General features: G+C 38.4%; 16 protein-coding genes and 2 tRNA genes. 10 read left to right on the top strand and 8 right to left on the bottom strand.

Features of this window, described 5'->3' with window-relative positions; genetic code table 11:
* Window positions 1–49 precede the first annotated feature (49 nt).
* From H3T84_RS02595 to H3T84_RS02585, 3 genes are all read left to right on the top strand, one after another.
* Window positions 50–352: an integration host factor subunit alpha gene (locus tag H3T84_RS02595; protein WP_025330518.1), complete on the top strand. Its 303-nt coding sequence runs from the start codon at window positions 50–52 to the stop codon at window positions 350–352.
* Window positions 353–356: 4 nt separating this feature from the next.
* Entirely contained in the window at window positions 357–662 is a 306-nt protein-coding gene (locus tag H3T84_RS02590) for a hypothetical protein (RefSeq protein ID WP_198217688.1), read from the top strand.
* A 35-nt stretch (window positions 663–697) separates the two neighbouring features.
* Window positions 698–774: transfer RNA gene (locus tag H3T84_RS02585), tRNA-Pro, on the top strand.
* Between the two features lie 120 nt (window positions 775–894).
* Here the strand turns inward: H3T84_RS02585 and H3T84_RS02580 are convergent.
* The 3 genes from H3T84_RS02580 to recO all read right to left on the bottom strand — a co-directional run bounded on the left by H3T84_RS02580 (window position 895) and on the right by recO (window position 3,591).
* Complete coding sequence (locus H3T84_RS02580) at window positions 895–1,761, bottom strand: reverse transcriptase domain-containing protein (RefSeq protein WP_198217686.1); 867 nt, start codon at window positions 1,759–1,761, stop codon at window positions 895–897.
* A gap of 51 nt (window positions 1,762–1,812) precedes the next feature.
* Complete coding sequence (locus H3T84_RS02575) at window positions 1,813–2,388, bottom strand: hypothetical protein (protein ID WP_198217684.1); 576 nt, start codon at window positions 2,386–2,388, stop codon at window positions 1,813–1,815.
* A gap of 471 nt (window positions 2,389–2,859) precedes the next feature.
* Window positions 2,860–3,591, bottom strand: a complete 732-nt coding sequence (recO, locus tag H3T84_RS02570) for a DNA repair protein RecO (RefSeq protein ID WP_198217682.1) — start codon at window positions 3,589–3,591, stop codon at window positions 2,860–2,862.
* Between the two features lie 179 nt (window positions 3,592–3,770).
* Between recO and yegQ the strand changes: the two genes are divergently transcribed.
* Window positions 3,771–5,138, top strand: coding sequence for a tRNA 5-hydroxyuridine modification protein YegQ (yegQ, locus tag H3T84_RS02565; protein ID WP_037392134.1), 1,368 nt, complete (start codon window positions 3,771–3,773; stop codon window positions 5,136–5,138).
* A gap of 72 nt (window positions 5,139–5,210) precedes the next feature.
* On the opposite strand, the gene hemH is transcribed toward yegQ, so the two are convergent.
* Complete coding sequence (gene hemH / locus H3T84_RS02560; RefSeq protein ID WP_198217680.1) at window positions 5,211–6,218, bottom strand: ferrochelatase; 1,008 nt, start codon at window positions 6,216–6,218, stop codon at window positions 5,211–5,213.
* 214 nt (window positions 6,219–6,432) lie between these two features.
* Window positions 6,433–7,059: a thiamine phosphate synthase gene (thiE, locus tag H3T84_RS02555; protein ID WP_198217678.1), complete on the bottom strand. Its 627-nt coding sequence runs from the start codon at window positions 7,057–7,059 to the stop codon at window positions 6,433–6,435.
* A gap of 117 nt (window positions 7,060–7,176) precedes the next feature.
* Here thiE and H3T84_RS02550 point away from each other — a divergent pair, with 117 nt between their 5' ends.
* Together H3T84_RS02550 and H3T84_RS02545 are read left to right on the top strand one after the other, a co-directional pair.
* Window positions 7,177–8,772: an inorganic phosphate transporter gene (locus tag H3T84_RS02550; RefSeq protein ID WP_198217676.1), complete on the top strand. Its 1,596-nt coding sequence runs from the start codon at window positions 7,177–7,179 to the stop codon at window positions 8,770–8,772.
* A gap of 301 nt (window positions 8,773–9,073) precedes the next feature.
* On the top strand, window positions 9,074–10,051 hold the full coding sequence (locus tag H3T84_RS02545; RefSeq protein ID WP_025330957.1) for a bile acid:sodium symporter family protein: 978 nt from the start codon (window positions 9,074–9,076) through the stop codon (window positions 10,049–10,051).
* A 290-nt stretch (window positions 10,052–10,341) separates the two neighbouring features.
* Here H3T84_RS02545 and H3T84_RS02540 read toward each other — a convergent pair.
* A tRNA-Thr gene (locus H3T84_RS02540) sits at window positions 10,342–10,417 on the bottom strand.
* A gap of 569 nt (window positions 10,418–10,986) precedes the next feature.
* Between H3T84_RS02540 and H3T84_RS02535 the strand changes: the two genes are divergently transcribed.
* Complete coding sequence (locus H3T84_RS02535) at window positions 10,987–11,502, top strand: RNA polymerase sigma factor (RefSeq protein ID WP_198217675.1); 516 nt, start codon at window positions 10,987–10,989, stop codon at window positions 11,500–11,502.
* 99 nt (window positions 11,503–11,601) lie between these two features.
* On the top strand, window positions 11,602–11,934 hold the full coding sequence (locus tag H3T84_RS02530) for a carboxymuconolactone decarboxylase family protein (protein ID WP_198217673.1): 333 nt from the start codon (window positions 11,602–11,604) through the stop codon (window positions 11,932–11,934).
* Between the two features lie 167 nt (window positions 11,935–12,101).
* Here H3T84_RS02530 and H3T84_RS02525 read toward each other — a convergent pair whose 3' ends face one another.
* A complete protein-coding gene (locus H3T84_RS02525; protein WP_198217671.1) occupies window positions 12,102–13,037 on the bottom strand; it encodes a hypothetical protein in 936 nt (311 codons plus the stop codon).
* A 142-nt stretch (window positions 13,038–13,179) separates the two neighbouring features.
* Between H3T84_RS02525 and H3T84_RS02520 the strand changes: the two genes are divergently transcribed.
* Complete coding sequence (locus H3T84_RS02520) at window positions 13,180–13,431, top strand: hypothetical protein (protein ID WP_198217669.1); 252 nt, start codon at window positions 13,180–13,182, stop codon at window positions 13,429–13,431.
* Window positions 13,432–13,508: 77 nt separating this feature from the next.
* On the opposite strand, the gene H3T84_RS02515 is transcribed toward H3T84_RS02520, so the two are convergent.
* Window positions 13,509–15,164: an electron transfer flavoprotein-ubiquinone oxidoreductase gene (locus H3T84_RS02515; RefSeq protein WP_198217666.1), complete on the bottom strand. Its 1,656-nt coding sequence runs from the start codon at window positions 15,162–15,164 to the stop codon at window positions 13,509–13,511.
* Window positions 15,165–16,205: 1,041 nt separating this feature from the next.
* Here H3T84_RS02515 and H3T84_RS02510 point away from each other — a divergent pair.
* Window positions 16,206–16,433: a hypothetical protein gene (locus tag H3T84_RS02510; protein ID WP_198217665.1), complete on the top strand. Its 228-nt coding sequence runs from the start codon at window positions 16,206–16,208 to the stop codon at window positions 16,431–16,433.
* The last annotated feature ends 63 nt before the right edge of the window (window positions 16,434–16,496 follow it).

The raw sequence follows: 16,496 nt of genomic DNA, 5'->3' as shown, positions 1-16,496 counted from the left end.
AAACTAATTTAGGGATAATAACGCCCTCTTTAATGAAAGAAATTCTGATATGACGCTGACAAAAGCTGAACTTGCTGATATCCTGGTTGAAAAAGTTGCCGGCATGAGCAAACATGATGCCAAAGAAATTGTTGAACTATTCTTTGAAGAAATTCGCAGTACTCTTGAAAAGGGCGAACAAATTAAAATTTCCGGCTTTGGTAATTTCCAGTTGCGTGATAAACCGCAACGCCCGGGACGTAATCCAAAAACTGGGGAAGAAGTACCTATTTCTGCCAGACGCGTTGTTACTTTCCACGCATCACAAAAATTAAAAGGTATGGTTGATCACTATAATGGAAAACAAGCCTAAGTAGTTGTTACCCATACCAGCACAGCGGTATTTTACCCTCGAAGAGCTATGCCGCCTTGCAGACATCAGTGCCGAGCAATTCCCTGTCTGGCAACAGACACATGGCATTATTGTAGGCTATGGCGGTAAGCACTATACCCGTGCTGATGTGATTAAAGTCAGACAATTGCGCGACAGCTTTACACCATATATAGACCCATTTACACGTAATCAGGTAGATGCTGATGGTAACCCTGTCATTAATGCACTGGAAACCCGTCAGCAAATTGAAAAAGTAGTAGATAACCTGAATAGTGTACTTGCTAAGTAATACGATTACTTTTATAATCGCTTCCTTTACAAAGTCGGAGTGTGGCGCAGTCTGGTAGCGCACTTGCATGGGGTGCAAGGGGTCGAAGGTTCGAATCCTTTCACTCCGACCAATGAAATCAAGGCTTAGAAAAATTTCTAAGCATTTTTTATTTGCATGAAAAATACAGTGATCTATCTCTAATTTTTTGCCAATTGATTACTTAATCAAAAATATCATCCACCCATTTTATTTAATCATTTGTTTTTATTATATTAGTTTTTTCTATATCGGTTTTATTACTTATATACTTGAAATGTCTTCTCACCTGCTTTTTAATTCTGGCTTCATCCATTATTTCTGAAGCACGATAAGTATATGAAATAAAATTTTTCTTACCTAAATGTGAATACCGCTCGTATAGTTTTTTTCTGAATAAAATCGTTGATTTATTTTTTAATTGTGATTTTTCAGCTAATCGACGAGATTTCCTTAGTTTTTTATAATATCTTGATATAGAGCTTGGACGAATTAGTGTTTTTTGTCCATCAAAAATAAATCCTAAATATTGCAGATATCCTTTTCCGCTATTATCAACAGACTGAATTTTAAGCGTTCCGTCTGCACAAGTATTAAAAATCAATTTTTCGGTTTTACTATCCTGAATTTCCAGTTTAAGTTCCCAAATCTTTTCTTTTACAAAATTAGCAATATTTTCTACCAGTTCTAAATTATCTTCGGGAGCTATAATTAATATATCATCACAATATCGAAAATATTTAGCTTTCTCATTCAAAAAATTTTTACATGCTAGATCGAAATCACTCATATAAAGATTAGATACAATTCCGCTTATCGGGGAACCTTGAGGAATTCCTTTATGATAATTAACCCTTATTGCATTATTTTTGACAATTTTTTCTCTGAATTCTGCCATATTTGAACAAAGTGACAATAATCTGGAATCAGTATATTTACCCTCAACCTTTCGTTTCTTTTTCCTGAACATAGTTTTAGAAATATTTAAATTAGATAAAGCATCATCCAGCTTTACATAAGAATAACGTGTAATACTTTTAAAAATAGCATAGTGGTCATCTGGTAAATTTTCCCCGCCCAAAAGCTTTTGCCAGGCCCGTTTAAGCTTGGCATGATCTAAATTATCAAAAAATCATTTAATATCAAAACATAAACAAGAGCAATTTTTAAAGCTCTTAATTACATCAAAAGCCTCTTTTGCAAAATTAATATTGGATTTACCACCTGCACTACCAGCTATTTCTATTTTTCTGAAAGCTAATACGTTTTCGGACAATTTATTTTTTTCGAGGAAATCTTCGTACTTTTTATTCAATAAATCAGCATAATAAGAATAGTTAAAACTATCTAAATGCGATGCGTATGCAATATATCTGATTTTGTCTTTACGACAAATAACGGACTTATTCTCAGGTAGTGAATATGCTTTCCGAACTTTAGTTTCGTATTGAATAAACGGAAGAAATTGATGCTTTGCAACTTTTTTTGAATAATTATTCTGACTAGTGGATATATCTGCACCAATATAAGAATTAAAAATTTTTTTAAGTATACTTTTATTCTTTTTTAATACACCTTCTTGCAACTGATAAACATCTTTTTTTCTTCGCAATACGGGTTTAGTTAAAGGTTTATCAAAATGTAAATACGACCTGTCTTTAAACCATGAAAAAAATGTTTTATTATATGGATTATGTTTTTTTGGCATTTTAGGTATACATAAACTGCAGAATGAAATTCAAAATCAAGGGATGGGGGCTAAGAGTGGCCCATCGATACTGCCCACCACCACATTGAAATTGCACGAATGCAATTTATAAAAAAGCCACACGTTATGTGAAATATACCTTATGATATTGTTCACACAGGATAAAGCGATGAATTTCATCACCCTCACCCTGCTGTCAGTGGTAGTGTTACCACTTGACATTGAAACAATATGCCCAAAGCTCAAATAGCTTTAGTAAACCAAATAAATGTAAACATTTAGCTAAATTTAGTATAAATGATTTAATATAATTTGAAAATAATACACGGGCTTTGCAGTTAATTAGTGTTGTTTTTATTTCAAACTTTAAATCCACCCTTTTGTCAACATAACAAAAACCCTTGTAAAAATTTATAATTTCCACACATCTGAAATAAGCGGATCAAATCAAAACCATCTATAACCTGCATTTTATCCAGTATATTGCTGCAATTGTTTTAATACTCGCCGGCTAAGAATACCTCCAGGCAGACGAAAGTCCAGAAGCATACGTGTCAGCCGTATGGCCTCGGTATGCCATTCAGGCTGTTCAGCTAGTGAGCGGTTATTTAATGCATTCAGAGTGTGTCCGTGAACAACAATACCATTTTCCTGCGCTAACATCTGTGCCTGCATCAATAAAACAGGAGCATGTTCGGCGCGCAGCCAGTAGCGTTCATGATTAATAATCTCCTTCCCCTGACTATCCTGACTAATATCAGGAGCAATACCTAAAGCACGCAGTAATGACCACTCAAAATAACGCAGTGCAGATAAGTGTTCGCCGTTTGAAATATGTGGTAGTACGGTATGTAGTGCCGCGTGAATATCAGGTAATGGATCCTCCCGGGCTGTTAGTTTTAGTACCAGCTCATTTACATACATGGCACTGAATAACGCCTGATTCTGAGGCTGAGGCCAGCCGCCTATCCATTCTGCCCGGTGCAGAGTTTTCAGTTCATTATTCCCATACCAGGATAGCTGTAGCGGCACAAAAGGAACAAGTACACCTCGCAATTCACTTTGCCGGCGCCTCGCACTGCGCGCCAGCATCACTACTCTGCCATAATCCCGGGAAAATACTTCAATTTGCAGACTGCTTTCACTCCATGGACGGGAGGTAAGCAAGAAAGCAGGTTGATGATTGATGCGATTATTAGACATAGCCGTTTTATGTCAGATGTAGATTTTTCAATTATAGCCGGTTATGGCATGCAATTGACCATATACAGGAAAAAGCGGATAATTCTATTAACAATATAGACTATATTTTTCAGGCAGCCGGCTATTTCAAAGCCGGCTGCCTGAATGTGTTCGAAATAATCAGGAAAGTTTAAATACCCATGAAAGCACCAGAATTATTATTGCCCGCTGGTGGACTGGAGCGGATGCGCACAGCCTTTGATTATGGCGCAGATGCTGTTTATGCCGGCACACCGCGTTATTCTCTGCGCGCACGTAATAATGAATTTGCACATCTGCCAGTACTGGAACAGGGTATTACTGAAGCACATGCACGCGGAAAAAAATTTTTTCTGGCCAGTAATATTTTGCCACATAACGCAAAATTGAAAACTTATCTGGCCGATATGGAACCGATTATTGCTATGCAGCCAGACGCGCTGATTATGGCAGATCCGGGTCTTATTATGAAAGTGCGTGAAAAATGGCCGGAAATACCGATTCATTTATCCGTCCAGGCTAATACCACCAATGCATGGGGGGTACAGTTCTGGCAGAGCATCGGCATAGAACGTATTATTCTGTCACGCGAACTCAGTATTAATGAAATTGCCGAAATCAGGCAGCAATGCCCGGATATTGAGCTGGAAGTATTCGTTCACGGAGCTTTGTGTATTGCCTATTCAGGTCGCTGCCTCCTTTCCGGTTATTTTAATCATCGTGATCCTAATCAGGGTACTTGTACTAATGCTTGCCGCTGGGATTATAAAGTACACAATACGGCTGATAGCGACAGCGGCGATGCTCAATTATTACCCGATTTTAACTTTAATCAGGCGAAAAGTCTGGCTGATAATGCATTATATGGCTTAAATGACCAGCAACGTCACCCGCTGGCAAATAAAGTCTATCTGATTGAAGAAGCAAACCGGCCTGGTGATATGATGCCTATAATGGAAGATGAGCATGGCACCTATATCATGAATTCCAAAGACTTACGCGCGGTAGAACAAGTCGCCAAACTGGCAGAAATCGGTGTAGATTCTTTAAAAGTAGAAGGACGGACTAAATCAGTCTATTATGTAGCGCGGGCAGCACAGGTATACCGACGTGCTATTGATGATGCAGTTGCAGGTAAACCTTTTGATTATAGCCTACTGGCAGAACTCGAAGGATTGGCCAACCGGGGTTATACCACTGGTTTTCTGGAACGGCATCAGACACAAGAGTACCAGAATTACCTTTCCGGACATTCTTTATCAAAACAAAGTCAGTATGTAGGCAAAGTTACAGCTGTTGATTCTGAAGGATGGGCAACCATTGAGGTAAAAAATAAATTCAGCCTTGGTGACCAGCTGGAAATTATTCATCCGGGCGGTAATCAGATTATCCGCCTTGAAGCAATGACACGTAAGGGCTATCCGGTAGAAGTGGCTTCCGGAAACGGAATTGAAGTAAAAATTCCACAGATGCTTGGCAAAGATAATGCACTGATTGCACGCATTATTCCCCAGGCAGAGGCCAATTAAATAAGCTGCTGAAAAAGCCATAGTGATACTACACTATGGCTTTTTTATTATCCGTTTCTATATTTGTGTAATTTACAGCCAGCCTTGTAAATGCTGCTTCACAAGCGCAGCCAGTATTTCAACCCATTCATGCTCACTATTCATACAGGGAATATACTGAAACTGTTTTCCGCCATGCGCCAGAAAGTCTGCTTTACCGCGAATATTGATTTCTTCAAGTGTTTCCAGACAATCGGTAACAAAACCCGGACATACGACATCAAGTCTGCTGATTCCGGCCTGAGGAAGCTGGATAAGCAAATCCTGAGTACTTGGTCCGACCCAGGGCGCATAGCCAAAACGGCTCTGAAATGCCAGCCGGTATTCATCTGATTGCAGCCCAAGCTCTTCAGTAAGTAAACGGGTCGTGGTTTTACAATGCTCAACATAACTATCGCCAGCCTGATGCTGAGCCTCTGGTATACCATGAAAGCTTATTAATAAACACTGTCCTCTGCCATGCTTTTGCCAGTATGTCTGAATATGTCTGGCCAGTGTTTTTATATAATTGTTATCTGCATAAAAGCCGGTGATACTTCGTACTGCCATTTGTACACGTTGCTTAAGCATTACCCGCCAAACCTGATCCAGTGCAGCACCACTACTGGAACCCGCATATTGCGGATACAACGGCAACACCAGTAAATTCTGCACGCCAAGCTGCTTCATTTCTTGCATAACATCAATTACGCTGGGCTGTCCGTAGGTCATAGCAAAACGAGTAATAACACCGTCTGGCATAGTACTGGCTAAAGAAGCGCTAAGTAGTTGTGTTCCAGTCAATAAAGGGGAACCGGCTTCCTGCCAGATGGTGCTGTACGCGTGGGCACTTTTACGTCCGCGAACAGGCAAAATAATCCCGCGTAATATTAACTGCCATAAAAAACGCGGTAATTCGACTACACGCTGGTCGGATAAAAATTCGCGTAAATACGGGCGTACAGCCTGAGGTTCTGGTGCAGCAGGTGTACCAAGATTCAGCAATAAAACACCAATTGCCGGTTTAGAAGTTTTTGGTTCAGAAAGAAAAATTTTTGACATAATTTTTGGCAGCAATCGATTATCAGTCAATCAGATAAAAGTGCTGCGAGTATAGCCTATATCCTCTGCTTGTTAGCAATTTCGGCAGTTAATACTTTACTGACATCAGGCATTACCTCTACAAACAGACCTAATACAGCGATTATCTGTGCTCTAACTAATCCCTGCTCACCCAGATAAAACTACTTTAGTTTACAGACCGACTGGTAAATCTTTATTTATCCCAAAGCGCCTGAAAGGCTTTTACTACTTTTTCAGGATCAGATGATTCAGTAACAGCACGAACTACAGCGAGAGAGCTTACACCGGTAGCCAGTACATCGCGTGCATTATTTAAATCAATTCCACCAATAGCAACTGTAGGTGTATTTCCGGCTTGAATAACGTATTGCTTTAATTTGTCCAGTCCCTGAGGTTCAGTAGGCATAGTTTTGGTTGTAGTAGGAAAAATTGCCCCGCAGGCTACATAGCTTGGCTTTACTGCTAATGCTTTACTCAGCTCTGCTGATGAATGTGTACTTACCCCCAGCCTTAAGCCTGAATTCTGAATCATTACTAAATCAGCACTGTCCAAATCTTCCTGTCCAAGATGCACCCCGTACGCACCGCAATCTACAGCTTCCCACCAGAAATCATTGATAAATAGTTGCGTATGCGTATCTTTTGCATAAGCGACACTGCGTTGAATTTCACGGTACAATGCTGAACCAATCTGAGTTTTATTACGCAGCTGTACAGTATTGACTCCTGCATCGACCATCCGCGCCACCCAATCCGCAGTAGGAACAACAGTATAGAATTTCAGCGGAGCAACTATAGGTAAAAACGATTTTGCATACATAAAATATTCCTTTTGAAATAAAAATCTTTATAATGATAGTTTTTTCACGCAGCACTGCATACACACAATAACGTTTGCAAGTGTCTGTACTGAATTTTCCACTTTTAAAAATATATTATGGCCTCAGACACATCCTCTGTTCGCTCTCCCCTGATCACTCAGGTTAATTATACTTTTGCTGCATTATTATTCGGCACAATTGCATACTTTATTTATTGGGGGCTTGGGTATACCAACCATCATTCTCCATTATTATTTGTTATTGCCACTTTGTTTGGTGCCTTCATGGCATTTAACATTGGTGGCAATGACGTTGCCAACTCCTTTGGTACCAGTGTAGGTGCCGGAACCCTTACAATACCGCAAGCATTGGGTATAGCGGCTGTTTTTGAGGTTTCTGGTGCAGTCATTGCCGGTGGCGAAGTAACAAAAACAATTCGTCACGGTATTATAGACCTTGGTGCCATGCATTTAACACCTTCACAATGTATTAATGTCATGCTGGCAGCATTACTGGCTGCGGCAATCTGGCTGTTAATTGCCTCCAAAAAAGGTTTACCGGTTTCAACGACGCACTCTCTGATAGGCGGACTGGTAGGTGGCGGATTATGTCTAGGATATCTGATAACGGGTAATGGCAGCGCTTTAGATTTAATCCAATGGAACAAAATGGCAGAAATTGGTCTGTCCTGGGTTATCTCACCTGTTTTAGGAGGTGCGTTTTCTTATATCCTGTTCAGCCAGATAAAAAAGCATGTACTGGACTACAACGACCGGATGGTTATAGCACTGAAAGAAATTAAGCAGGAAAAAAAAGCATATAAAGAAAAACACAAAATCTGGTTTGAAAAGCTAAGCGAAACCGAGAAAATTCGCATTTCCTCTGCTATAGCCCGTGATGCCGAAAATTACAGTGATCCTGATTATGGTGTCGAAGAGCTAGAATCAGATTACTATAAAGGCCTGGCAAATATCGAAAGCCGTAAAAACAACATCGACGCATTTAAAGCACTGCATAGCTGGGTACCTTTAATTTCGGCCTGTGGCGGCATGATGATTACCGCTATGATGTTATTTAAAGGGCTGACTAATCTGCATCTTGGTTTATCTGTGATTACCAATTTCCTGTTAATCATCATGATCGGCGCACTAATCTGGATGGCCACATTCATTTACGCCAAAACCTTAAGGCGCAAAGATTTAAGCAAATCAACTTTTCTGATGTTCAGCTGGATGCAGGTATTTACGGCTGCCGGCTTTGCTTTTAGTCACGGCGCTAATGATATTTCCAATGCGGTTGGCCCGTTTGCCGCCATTATGGATATTATCCGTACCGGTGATATTGGTATAGATGCCAATGCCATGATTCCGGCTCCAGTGATGATAACATTTGGTGTGGCACTGATTGTTGGTTTATGGTTTATCGGCAAAGAAGTCATCCAGACTGTTGGTACAAATCTGGCCAAAATGCATCCAGCATCCGGCTTTACAGCAGAGCTTTCCTCTGCAGCTATTGTAATGCTGGCGACACTGATGGGGCTACCGGTATCCAGTACACATATTTTGGTTGGTGCCGTTCTGGGTATCGGACTGGTTAATCGTAATGCCAACTGGAAATTGATGAAACCAATTGCACTGGCCTGGGTGATTACCCTGCCCTCTGCTGCAGTTTTATCTGTATTGATATTTTTGGGACTTAACTCATTTTTTTAAATTAACAGTTATCATAATAAAACCGGATAAGTATGTTTATCCGGTTTTATTATGATTAAAGCGATTGTCTAAAGTAAATTTTCCCGGATTTTATAGAATAAATTTAACTCTGTTTTGAATGACACTACAAATAGTCGTTATTAAATTTCGTTTAATACTTTTTTCCAGATTTCTTAAATTTAAAAAGTAATTTTAAAATCAAATTAAATTTTTTAACTTAATCACCGGCTGTTTTTTATTCAACCATTTAAGCTAAAATGATGACTTTTGTCACAAACTCAGCACAAACTGGTTGTTGCCAATGAATAACCTGCTTAAAAAATTTTATATAGATCCCTTTTTGCTGGCAATGTTAACGGTTGTAGGTACAGCTACTGTTTTGCCTTGTCAAGGCAGCACAAAAACATTTTTTAGTTATCTGACCACAGTTGCCATTGCATTACTATTTTTTATGCATGGCGCAAAGCTGTCACGGCAGGCAATTACAGAAGGTATCAGACACTGGCGATTACATTTAGTTGTATTTTGCAGCACATTTATCTTATTTCCGCTAATCGGTTTAGGTTTGCGTATACTGGTTCCCCATTGGCTCTCTCCCGAACTGTATCTGGGCTTTCTGTATTTGTGCGCATTACCGGCTACAGTACAGTCCGCAATTGCTTTTACTTCTGTTGCCGGCGGAAATGTTGCAGCAGCAGTATGCAGTGCATCTGCTTCCAGTATTCTGGGCGTTTTCCTGTCACCTGTACTGGTTGGTCTAATGATGCCCACCAGTGGCAACAGCGTGGACACAACAGCTGCTATCGAATCGATTTTATTACAGCTAATGCTGCCGTTCGTTTTAGGCCATCTGGCCAGACCATTAATTGCAAATTGGATTCATAAACATAAAGTATGGATAAACCGGACTGATCGCGGTTCGATTCTTTTAGTCGTTTATGTAGCATTCAGTGATGCTGTTGTTGAAGGACTATGGCACAAAGTTAATCTAGGCTCAATTGGTATGATTGTGATTCTGAGTCTGTTGATTCTGTTTCTGGTTATCAGCATTAATACACTGGTTGCCCGTTCATTGGGCTTTAACCGTGCTGATGAAATTACTATTGTATTTTGTGGCTCTAAGAAAAGTCTGGCAAATGGCGTACCCATGGCCAATGTACTCTTTCCTGCCAGCATAGTAGGCATTATGTTATTACCACTGATGATTTTTCATCAGTTACAACTAATGATCTGTGCAGTACTGGCGCAACGCTATGCACGTTTGAATAAAACGGAATAGATTACCTTCGAGTTTAGGTTTTATTTCTAATAAAGCTTGCTATTTGTTTTTTATAATATCTGCATCATAGTGCCAGAAATAAGATTTGCTGGCACTTAATCTATTTGCATCAAATCACTCAATAATGCTGCAAATATCGTATTTACTTGATTTTGATACAATGGCATAAATCAAAAATATAGATATACTATAAGCTGAACAATTAGGTTTAAAAGTAGCTGCTGTGAATAGACTAATAGTCACGGATTAGGGACGAAATATTTGTAACTAATTGATTTAATTTTATCTTATGGTGCCAGTAATAGGAATCGAACCTACGACCTTCGCGTTACGAGTGCGCTGCTCTACCAACTGAGCTATACTGGCTTCCGATTAAGAATACTCTGAATGGCACGCAGTATAGCATAATCGCTCTATACTCACCATTGCTATCCAATTTTATTTATTTGTTAATATAATAGTTTTGACCATAAATATAATATCTGTTTAATTGAGCCCCAAGTTATTTCTGCGCTTTATACCTGAAATTTTTAATCGGGCTTTTAATAATTGAATTGAATATTAAAAATATTCAGATTTTATCTAAAATAATTTATATTTTATTTTCTTCTTCGAGATTAATTTTTTTATCTCAATAAATTAATAGAATATTTAAAAATTGATATTAGCCGCATTTCGGTCAAACCACATAATCAATTATCTTCTCTCAGATTTATTTTTAATCAGATATTTATAAAAAAATTTTAATAATCAATGTTCATTCAATATTAGATTTTTCCAATTCAGTCTGAATAATAAACTTCGTTCTAAAAATTTAATCAAAATTTTTGAATCCATTCTGTATATTTAGCACTCTATACAGATATGTTGATAAAAATAGATATTTATTCAGGCTTATTCAGCATTAATTTTAAGCAGGATACAGTGGATAAAAAATGAAACAAAACAGAGAGCAACTCATTAAATGTGCCTGTCTGGGTGATACACATACACTTAATCAGTTATTGTTAGTATGTCAACCTGACATCAGAAGATTTGCCAGACAAACTTGTTCCACAACAGAAGATGTTGAAGATGCTGTGCAATTCACATTATGGCAGTTACATAAAAAAATCGGTACGCTGAAAACTATCTCTTCTTTTACAAGTTGGTTATTTCGAATTATAGAACGAGAATGTTATCGTTTATTTAAAGTCAGACAATCCAAAAACATTGAAGCCCGGGCAGATATTGATAAGCTGTCTGCATCTTCTGCAGATATCGATCTTAAAATAGATCTAACTAATGCAATTATTTCTTTACCTTTGATTTACCGGCAGGTGTTGATTTTGCGAGATATTCAGGAGTACTCCACGCCGGAAGTTGCTGAAAAGCTTGGCATCACAGTTGAGACAGTTAAAAGTCGCTTACACCGTGCCAGATTAATGGTAAAAGAAAAAATTAATTTATAAAAATTTAAATTCAATAATTTATAGACAACATAATAGCTTTGTTCTTTTCGCAGAGAATTTATCAGGAATGTTAGTTTTAAATTTAAACTGGGAGATAAAATGACTAATCAATATCAATCAAGCAATGATTTTAAATACACGGCTGCATTATTAAAATATGCACCCGAAGAAACACAGGCATTTATAGATTTTGACCATAAAACCATCAAACGCAGAGAAGGAAATATTCCGATAAAAACAAGAGAGTTAATTGCTTTAGCCGTAGCACTCACTACACAATGCTCATATTGTATTGATGTCCATATTAAAGGAGCAAAACAAGCAGGAGTAAGTGAAGAAGAATTAGCAGAATTAATTTCAATTTCAGCTTCTGTAAAAGCAGGCGCAACCATGGCACATGGTTTGCTGGCAATGCGTTTATTTGAGCAATAAAATAGTTGATATAGTAAAACAGTAATAAATATTTATATATATATTTTTGTAGGTGCAGCTATTTAAATTTTCTGGATTTCTAACTAGCATATAAAACTGAGTACACTCGAATGGCTAGTGTACTCAGTTGCATTATCTATAAATATTACATTAAAGCAAGACCTGATTTAGCGCTGTTTTTTCTTAAAATTATTCATAACCTGTGTCAGATTATGCTGCAGTACATCCTCTACTGCTCCGGGTACTTCGGCCATTAATTCACGCTGTAATGTGGTTACTAAACCAGCTGTATGCTTTTGTATTGCAACACGAACCATACCGGCTAATACATCAGTAAGATGCGGACGTAATTTTTCAGTTAACTGTTGCAGTAAAGCCTGCTCGGAAATACAGGTTACTGCCCTGTTAGCTGTACCACGCGGTTCTATGACATGCATATGTACATGAATGATCGGCTGGCCATTATCGCTGGTAGCAGAAAGCTCATCTTCTGTATTTTGCCGGCTTACATCTGTTGGTATAACAGTAGACTGTTTGCCTTTTAGCTGGATAGTATAGTTTGAGGGCAGATTTTCATCAACAGGAGCGCTTTGTAAACAGTTTTGTGCGGCCAGCCAGTCTTCTTGAATAAGCAAGGCTGTATCATTTAATGCAGATTCCTGCTTTTGCGCTTCTAGTGTACTTTGCTGCTGCCATTGTTTCAGATAAGCCCGATAAACCCGCTCACGCTGTACTGGATCCAGTAAAACTTCAGCAGGCTGGGATGTAGATACCATTTTAGGCTCTGGCTCAGGTTGTCTGCTGCGATTTTTTATCGTATTGGTAACTATCGGAGGCACATTGAAATCATGCGAGCGTCTTCTGGTTTTAGGTATAGATAACGGCGGTGCATCTGATATGACTTCTTCCTGACTGTTTGACCGGCTATCTTGCTTTTTTTTGTGCTGGCGCAACTGCTCAAGACTTCGCTCCCATTCGGGCATAGTCTCTGTAGCCATTTTTGCAGGGCTGACAGTTGAATTAGCGACAGATTGCTGTTCAGGCAGATCATCACTCAAAGTAAAAACAAATTGATTTTGTTGTTCATACTGATTTTTCACCATGCCCCCACTTCTGATCAGTCCGGTATATTTTAACTGGCTGTGCATATTTTTATGTAAGCCATATCTGAGTAATTATAGCAACTTTTATAGGTTAAAATGCTAAAATAAACTACATAGTGTTCAATTAAATTAGGAATAACACATGAGTACCATTGAGCAGCGAATAGAGTTTCTGGAAGAAAGCAACGAGGTTCTGATGATGCAAAACCGGGTGCTGGCCACCGCAATTAAAGGTCTGCTGCGTGCGCTGCCTGCAGACATAGCTGAGTTGGCTACTGAATCCATACGCGCGGCTTTTGATAATGAAATTGCGGAATTACAGTATGAGGAAAATCCGCAAGTAGAATTATTTCACGATGCCACTTATACTTTTTTTCACGAACGTGAACATTAAACCTAAACAGGCTGGCAATAATATAATTGCCAGCCTGTTTAATTAGATAGATTCAGATAAAATAAATTATTATTTTCTTACATCTCTGCATAATTGGGCCCGCATCCACCCTCAGGACAAACCCAGTTAATATTCTGCTCAGGGTCTTTAATATCACAGGTTTTGCAATGCACGCAGTTTTGCGCATTGATCTGTAAATGCGGTTCACCGGCCTGATCTACAATTTCATAAACACCAGCCGGACAATAGCGTGTTTCCGGACTGGCATATTCACGATAATTAACGGATATTGCCAGCTCAGGATTATTCAATTTTAAATGTACGGGCTGATTCTCATCATGGCTGATACTGGCAAGATAAACACTACTCGTACGATCAAAGGTTAATTTACCATCGGCTTTGGGATAATCAATAGGCCGGCATGCTTGCGCTTTGCGTAAAGATGCATAATCCGGACTTTGATGACGTAGCGTCCACGGTGCCTTGCCTCTGAAAATATACTCTTCAAGTCCACTATAGGCCAGACCACCAAACAGCCCCCATTTAAATGACGGCCGGATGTTTCGTACTTTATGTAACTCATGATACAGCCAGCTGTTTCGAAACAATTCACTATATTTCACTGCTTCAGTATTACTTTCATCACTGACATGTTCCTCTTTTAATACCTCTGTAATAGCCTCTGCAGCCAGCATACCTGACTTCATTGCCGCATGAATGCCTTTGATTCGGGGAACATTCAGAAAACCGGCAGTATCACCGACAAGCACGCCACCAGGAAAAGTCAGTTTAGGCAAACTTTGCAATCCACCTTCGCTTAATGCACGTGCCCCATAAGCAATACGGGTACCACCCTCAAGCACCTCCCGGATAGCCGGATGGGTTTTATAGCGCTGCATTTCAGAAAATGGTGACATATACGGATTCTGATAATCCAGTCCAACCACAAACCCGACAGCAACTTTGTTATCATTTAAGTGATAAAGAAATGAACCACCATAAGTTTTCCGGTCAAGCGGCCAGCCAATTGAATGAATAACTGTACCCGGTTTGGATTTTCCCGGAACAATAGACCATAATTCTTTGATACCAATTCCATAAGTCTGATTCTGACAATCTTTATCCAGCTGAAACTGCCGAATTAAAGTTTTGGTAAGCGAACCCCGACATCCTTCAGCAAATATAGTTTGTTTTGCCAGTAACGCCATACCCTGCTGATAATTACTTCCCGGTTGTCCGTCTTTATTCAGTCCCATATCACCGGTAGCAATTCCGCGTACGGAACCATCAGGATGATAAAGAACTTCTGCAGCTGCAAAACCAGGATAAATCTCTACCCCCATTTCCTCAGCCTGCTGAGCCAGCCAGCGACAAAACAACCCCAGACTAATAATATAATTACCATGATTATTAAAGCTGGACGGAGTAAGTAAACGATAAGCTTTTTTTTCAGTCAGAAACAGCAGCCGGTCTTCTTTAACTGCACAGGTTAAAGGTGCGCCTTTTTCTTGCCAGTTTTCAATCAGTTCAGATAATGAACGCGGATCAATGACGGCTCCTGAAAGAATATGCGCCCCCACTTCAGAACCTTTATCGACAATGCATACACTAATGTCACGTTGCTCTTTAGCTGCAAGTTGCTTTAATCGTATGGAAGCAGCTAATCCAGACGGTCCAGCACCAACAATCACAACATCATAATGCATGCTTTCACGTTCTATGGATTCTGTCATGGTCGATTTCCTGCATTGAAACTATGATAACTAACATACGGCTGACATGCCCAAAGTACACATGCCGAAAAGTTGAAATCAATCATTATAACGAATAATCGTTACAAACATCGACTACACTAATTAACATACCATTTAATAAACATAATAATCAGGTAAAGAAAATATGCAATATGGATTAATGAACTGTTTGAACAAAAAATCGATAAGAGCAATTAGTTTAAATTAACCAGAACTTCAAAATAATAACTTTACTGCCGAGCTTAAAGTAAATTCTGATTAATATGAGACTGTTTTTATACTAAAGCAATTGTTAACCGCAAGAAATTATTATATTAAATTAACATTAATTAATAAAAAATACCAAAATTGATACATATTTTGCCAGTAAAAATTAAATCATGCATCTGAAAAAAGTATCTGATATCAAATATTTTCACTAGCTATCTTTTAAATTGGATATATAAAAATTAAACTGAAAATATATAGATAATTTATATTTATATCAAATAAATATAAATAGTAATCTTATTATTTTAATATTAAAATGATCCGTAATGATACAGCTATTTTTCATAATACTTTTTCTTAACATTATTATCAGTTACATTAACCATGCACATAATAAATGTGAGTGAATAATACAACAAACAGATATAATTGTTGTAAAAAAGCAACTTCTCCAAATCTCAACAATTAAACCCTGCAGGTACTTTTTTATAACATTATCGTTATCTATTATTTATTTTTATTAAGTTTTATCAATAATTTATACTTTAAATAACTACAGTATATTGTTGACTTGCAATGAAGTGAATGCGGTATTAGTCAGGGCTTGCAGCCATGCAGAAAAATTGATCAAAATGCTTATTTAACGAAAATACGCACTTGGCTGATTGCATTAGTTGGCAAGGCGGGGCATAATTCGCTTTGCACAAGTTATGCGCACTATTGCTATTTATTGACGAATGATATGGTGCGCAAAAACTGGATTTCCATCACTAAAGTAATACTTTTTGATACAGATTAAGGTACATAATCATGAAAAAATCTTTGTTAGTAGCTGCTGCCCTGATGTCTTTGTTCTTGGCTGCATGTAAAAATGACAACCAAACTCCAGCTTCTTCTGAAGCTTCTGCTGCATCTGAAGTTTCTGCTCCTGCAACTTCTGAACCAATTCAGACTTCTGAACCAGCTCAGGTTCCAGCTCAGGCATCTGAAGTTTCTGCTCCTGCTGTAGCTTCTGAAGCTTCTGCTGCTTCTCACTAAGCACAAAAAATCAAAAAAGCCAGACTGGAAAGTCTGGCTTTTTTGTTGCTTAATACTAAGCAT

Origin of the sequence: Snodgrassella sp. M0110 (genome assembly GCF_016101465.1) — a bacterium.
Classification (GTDB): domain Bacteria; phylum Pseudomonadota; class Gammaproteobacteria; order Burkholderiales; family Neisseriaceae; genus Snodgrassella; species Snodgrassella alvi.
Note: the sequence above shows the minus strand (reverse complement) of the source record. Positions and strands in the feature narration are given on the sequence as shown.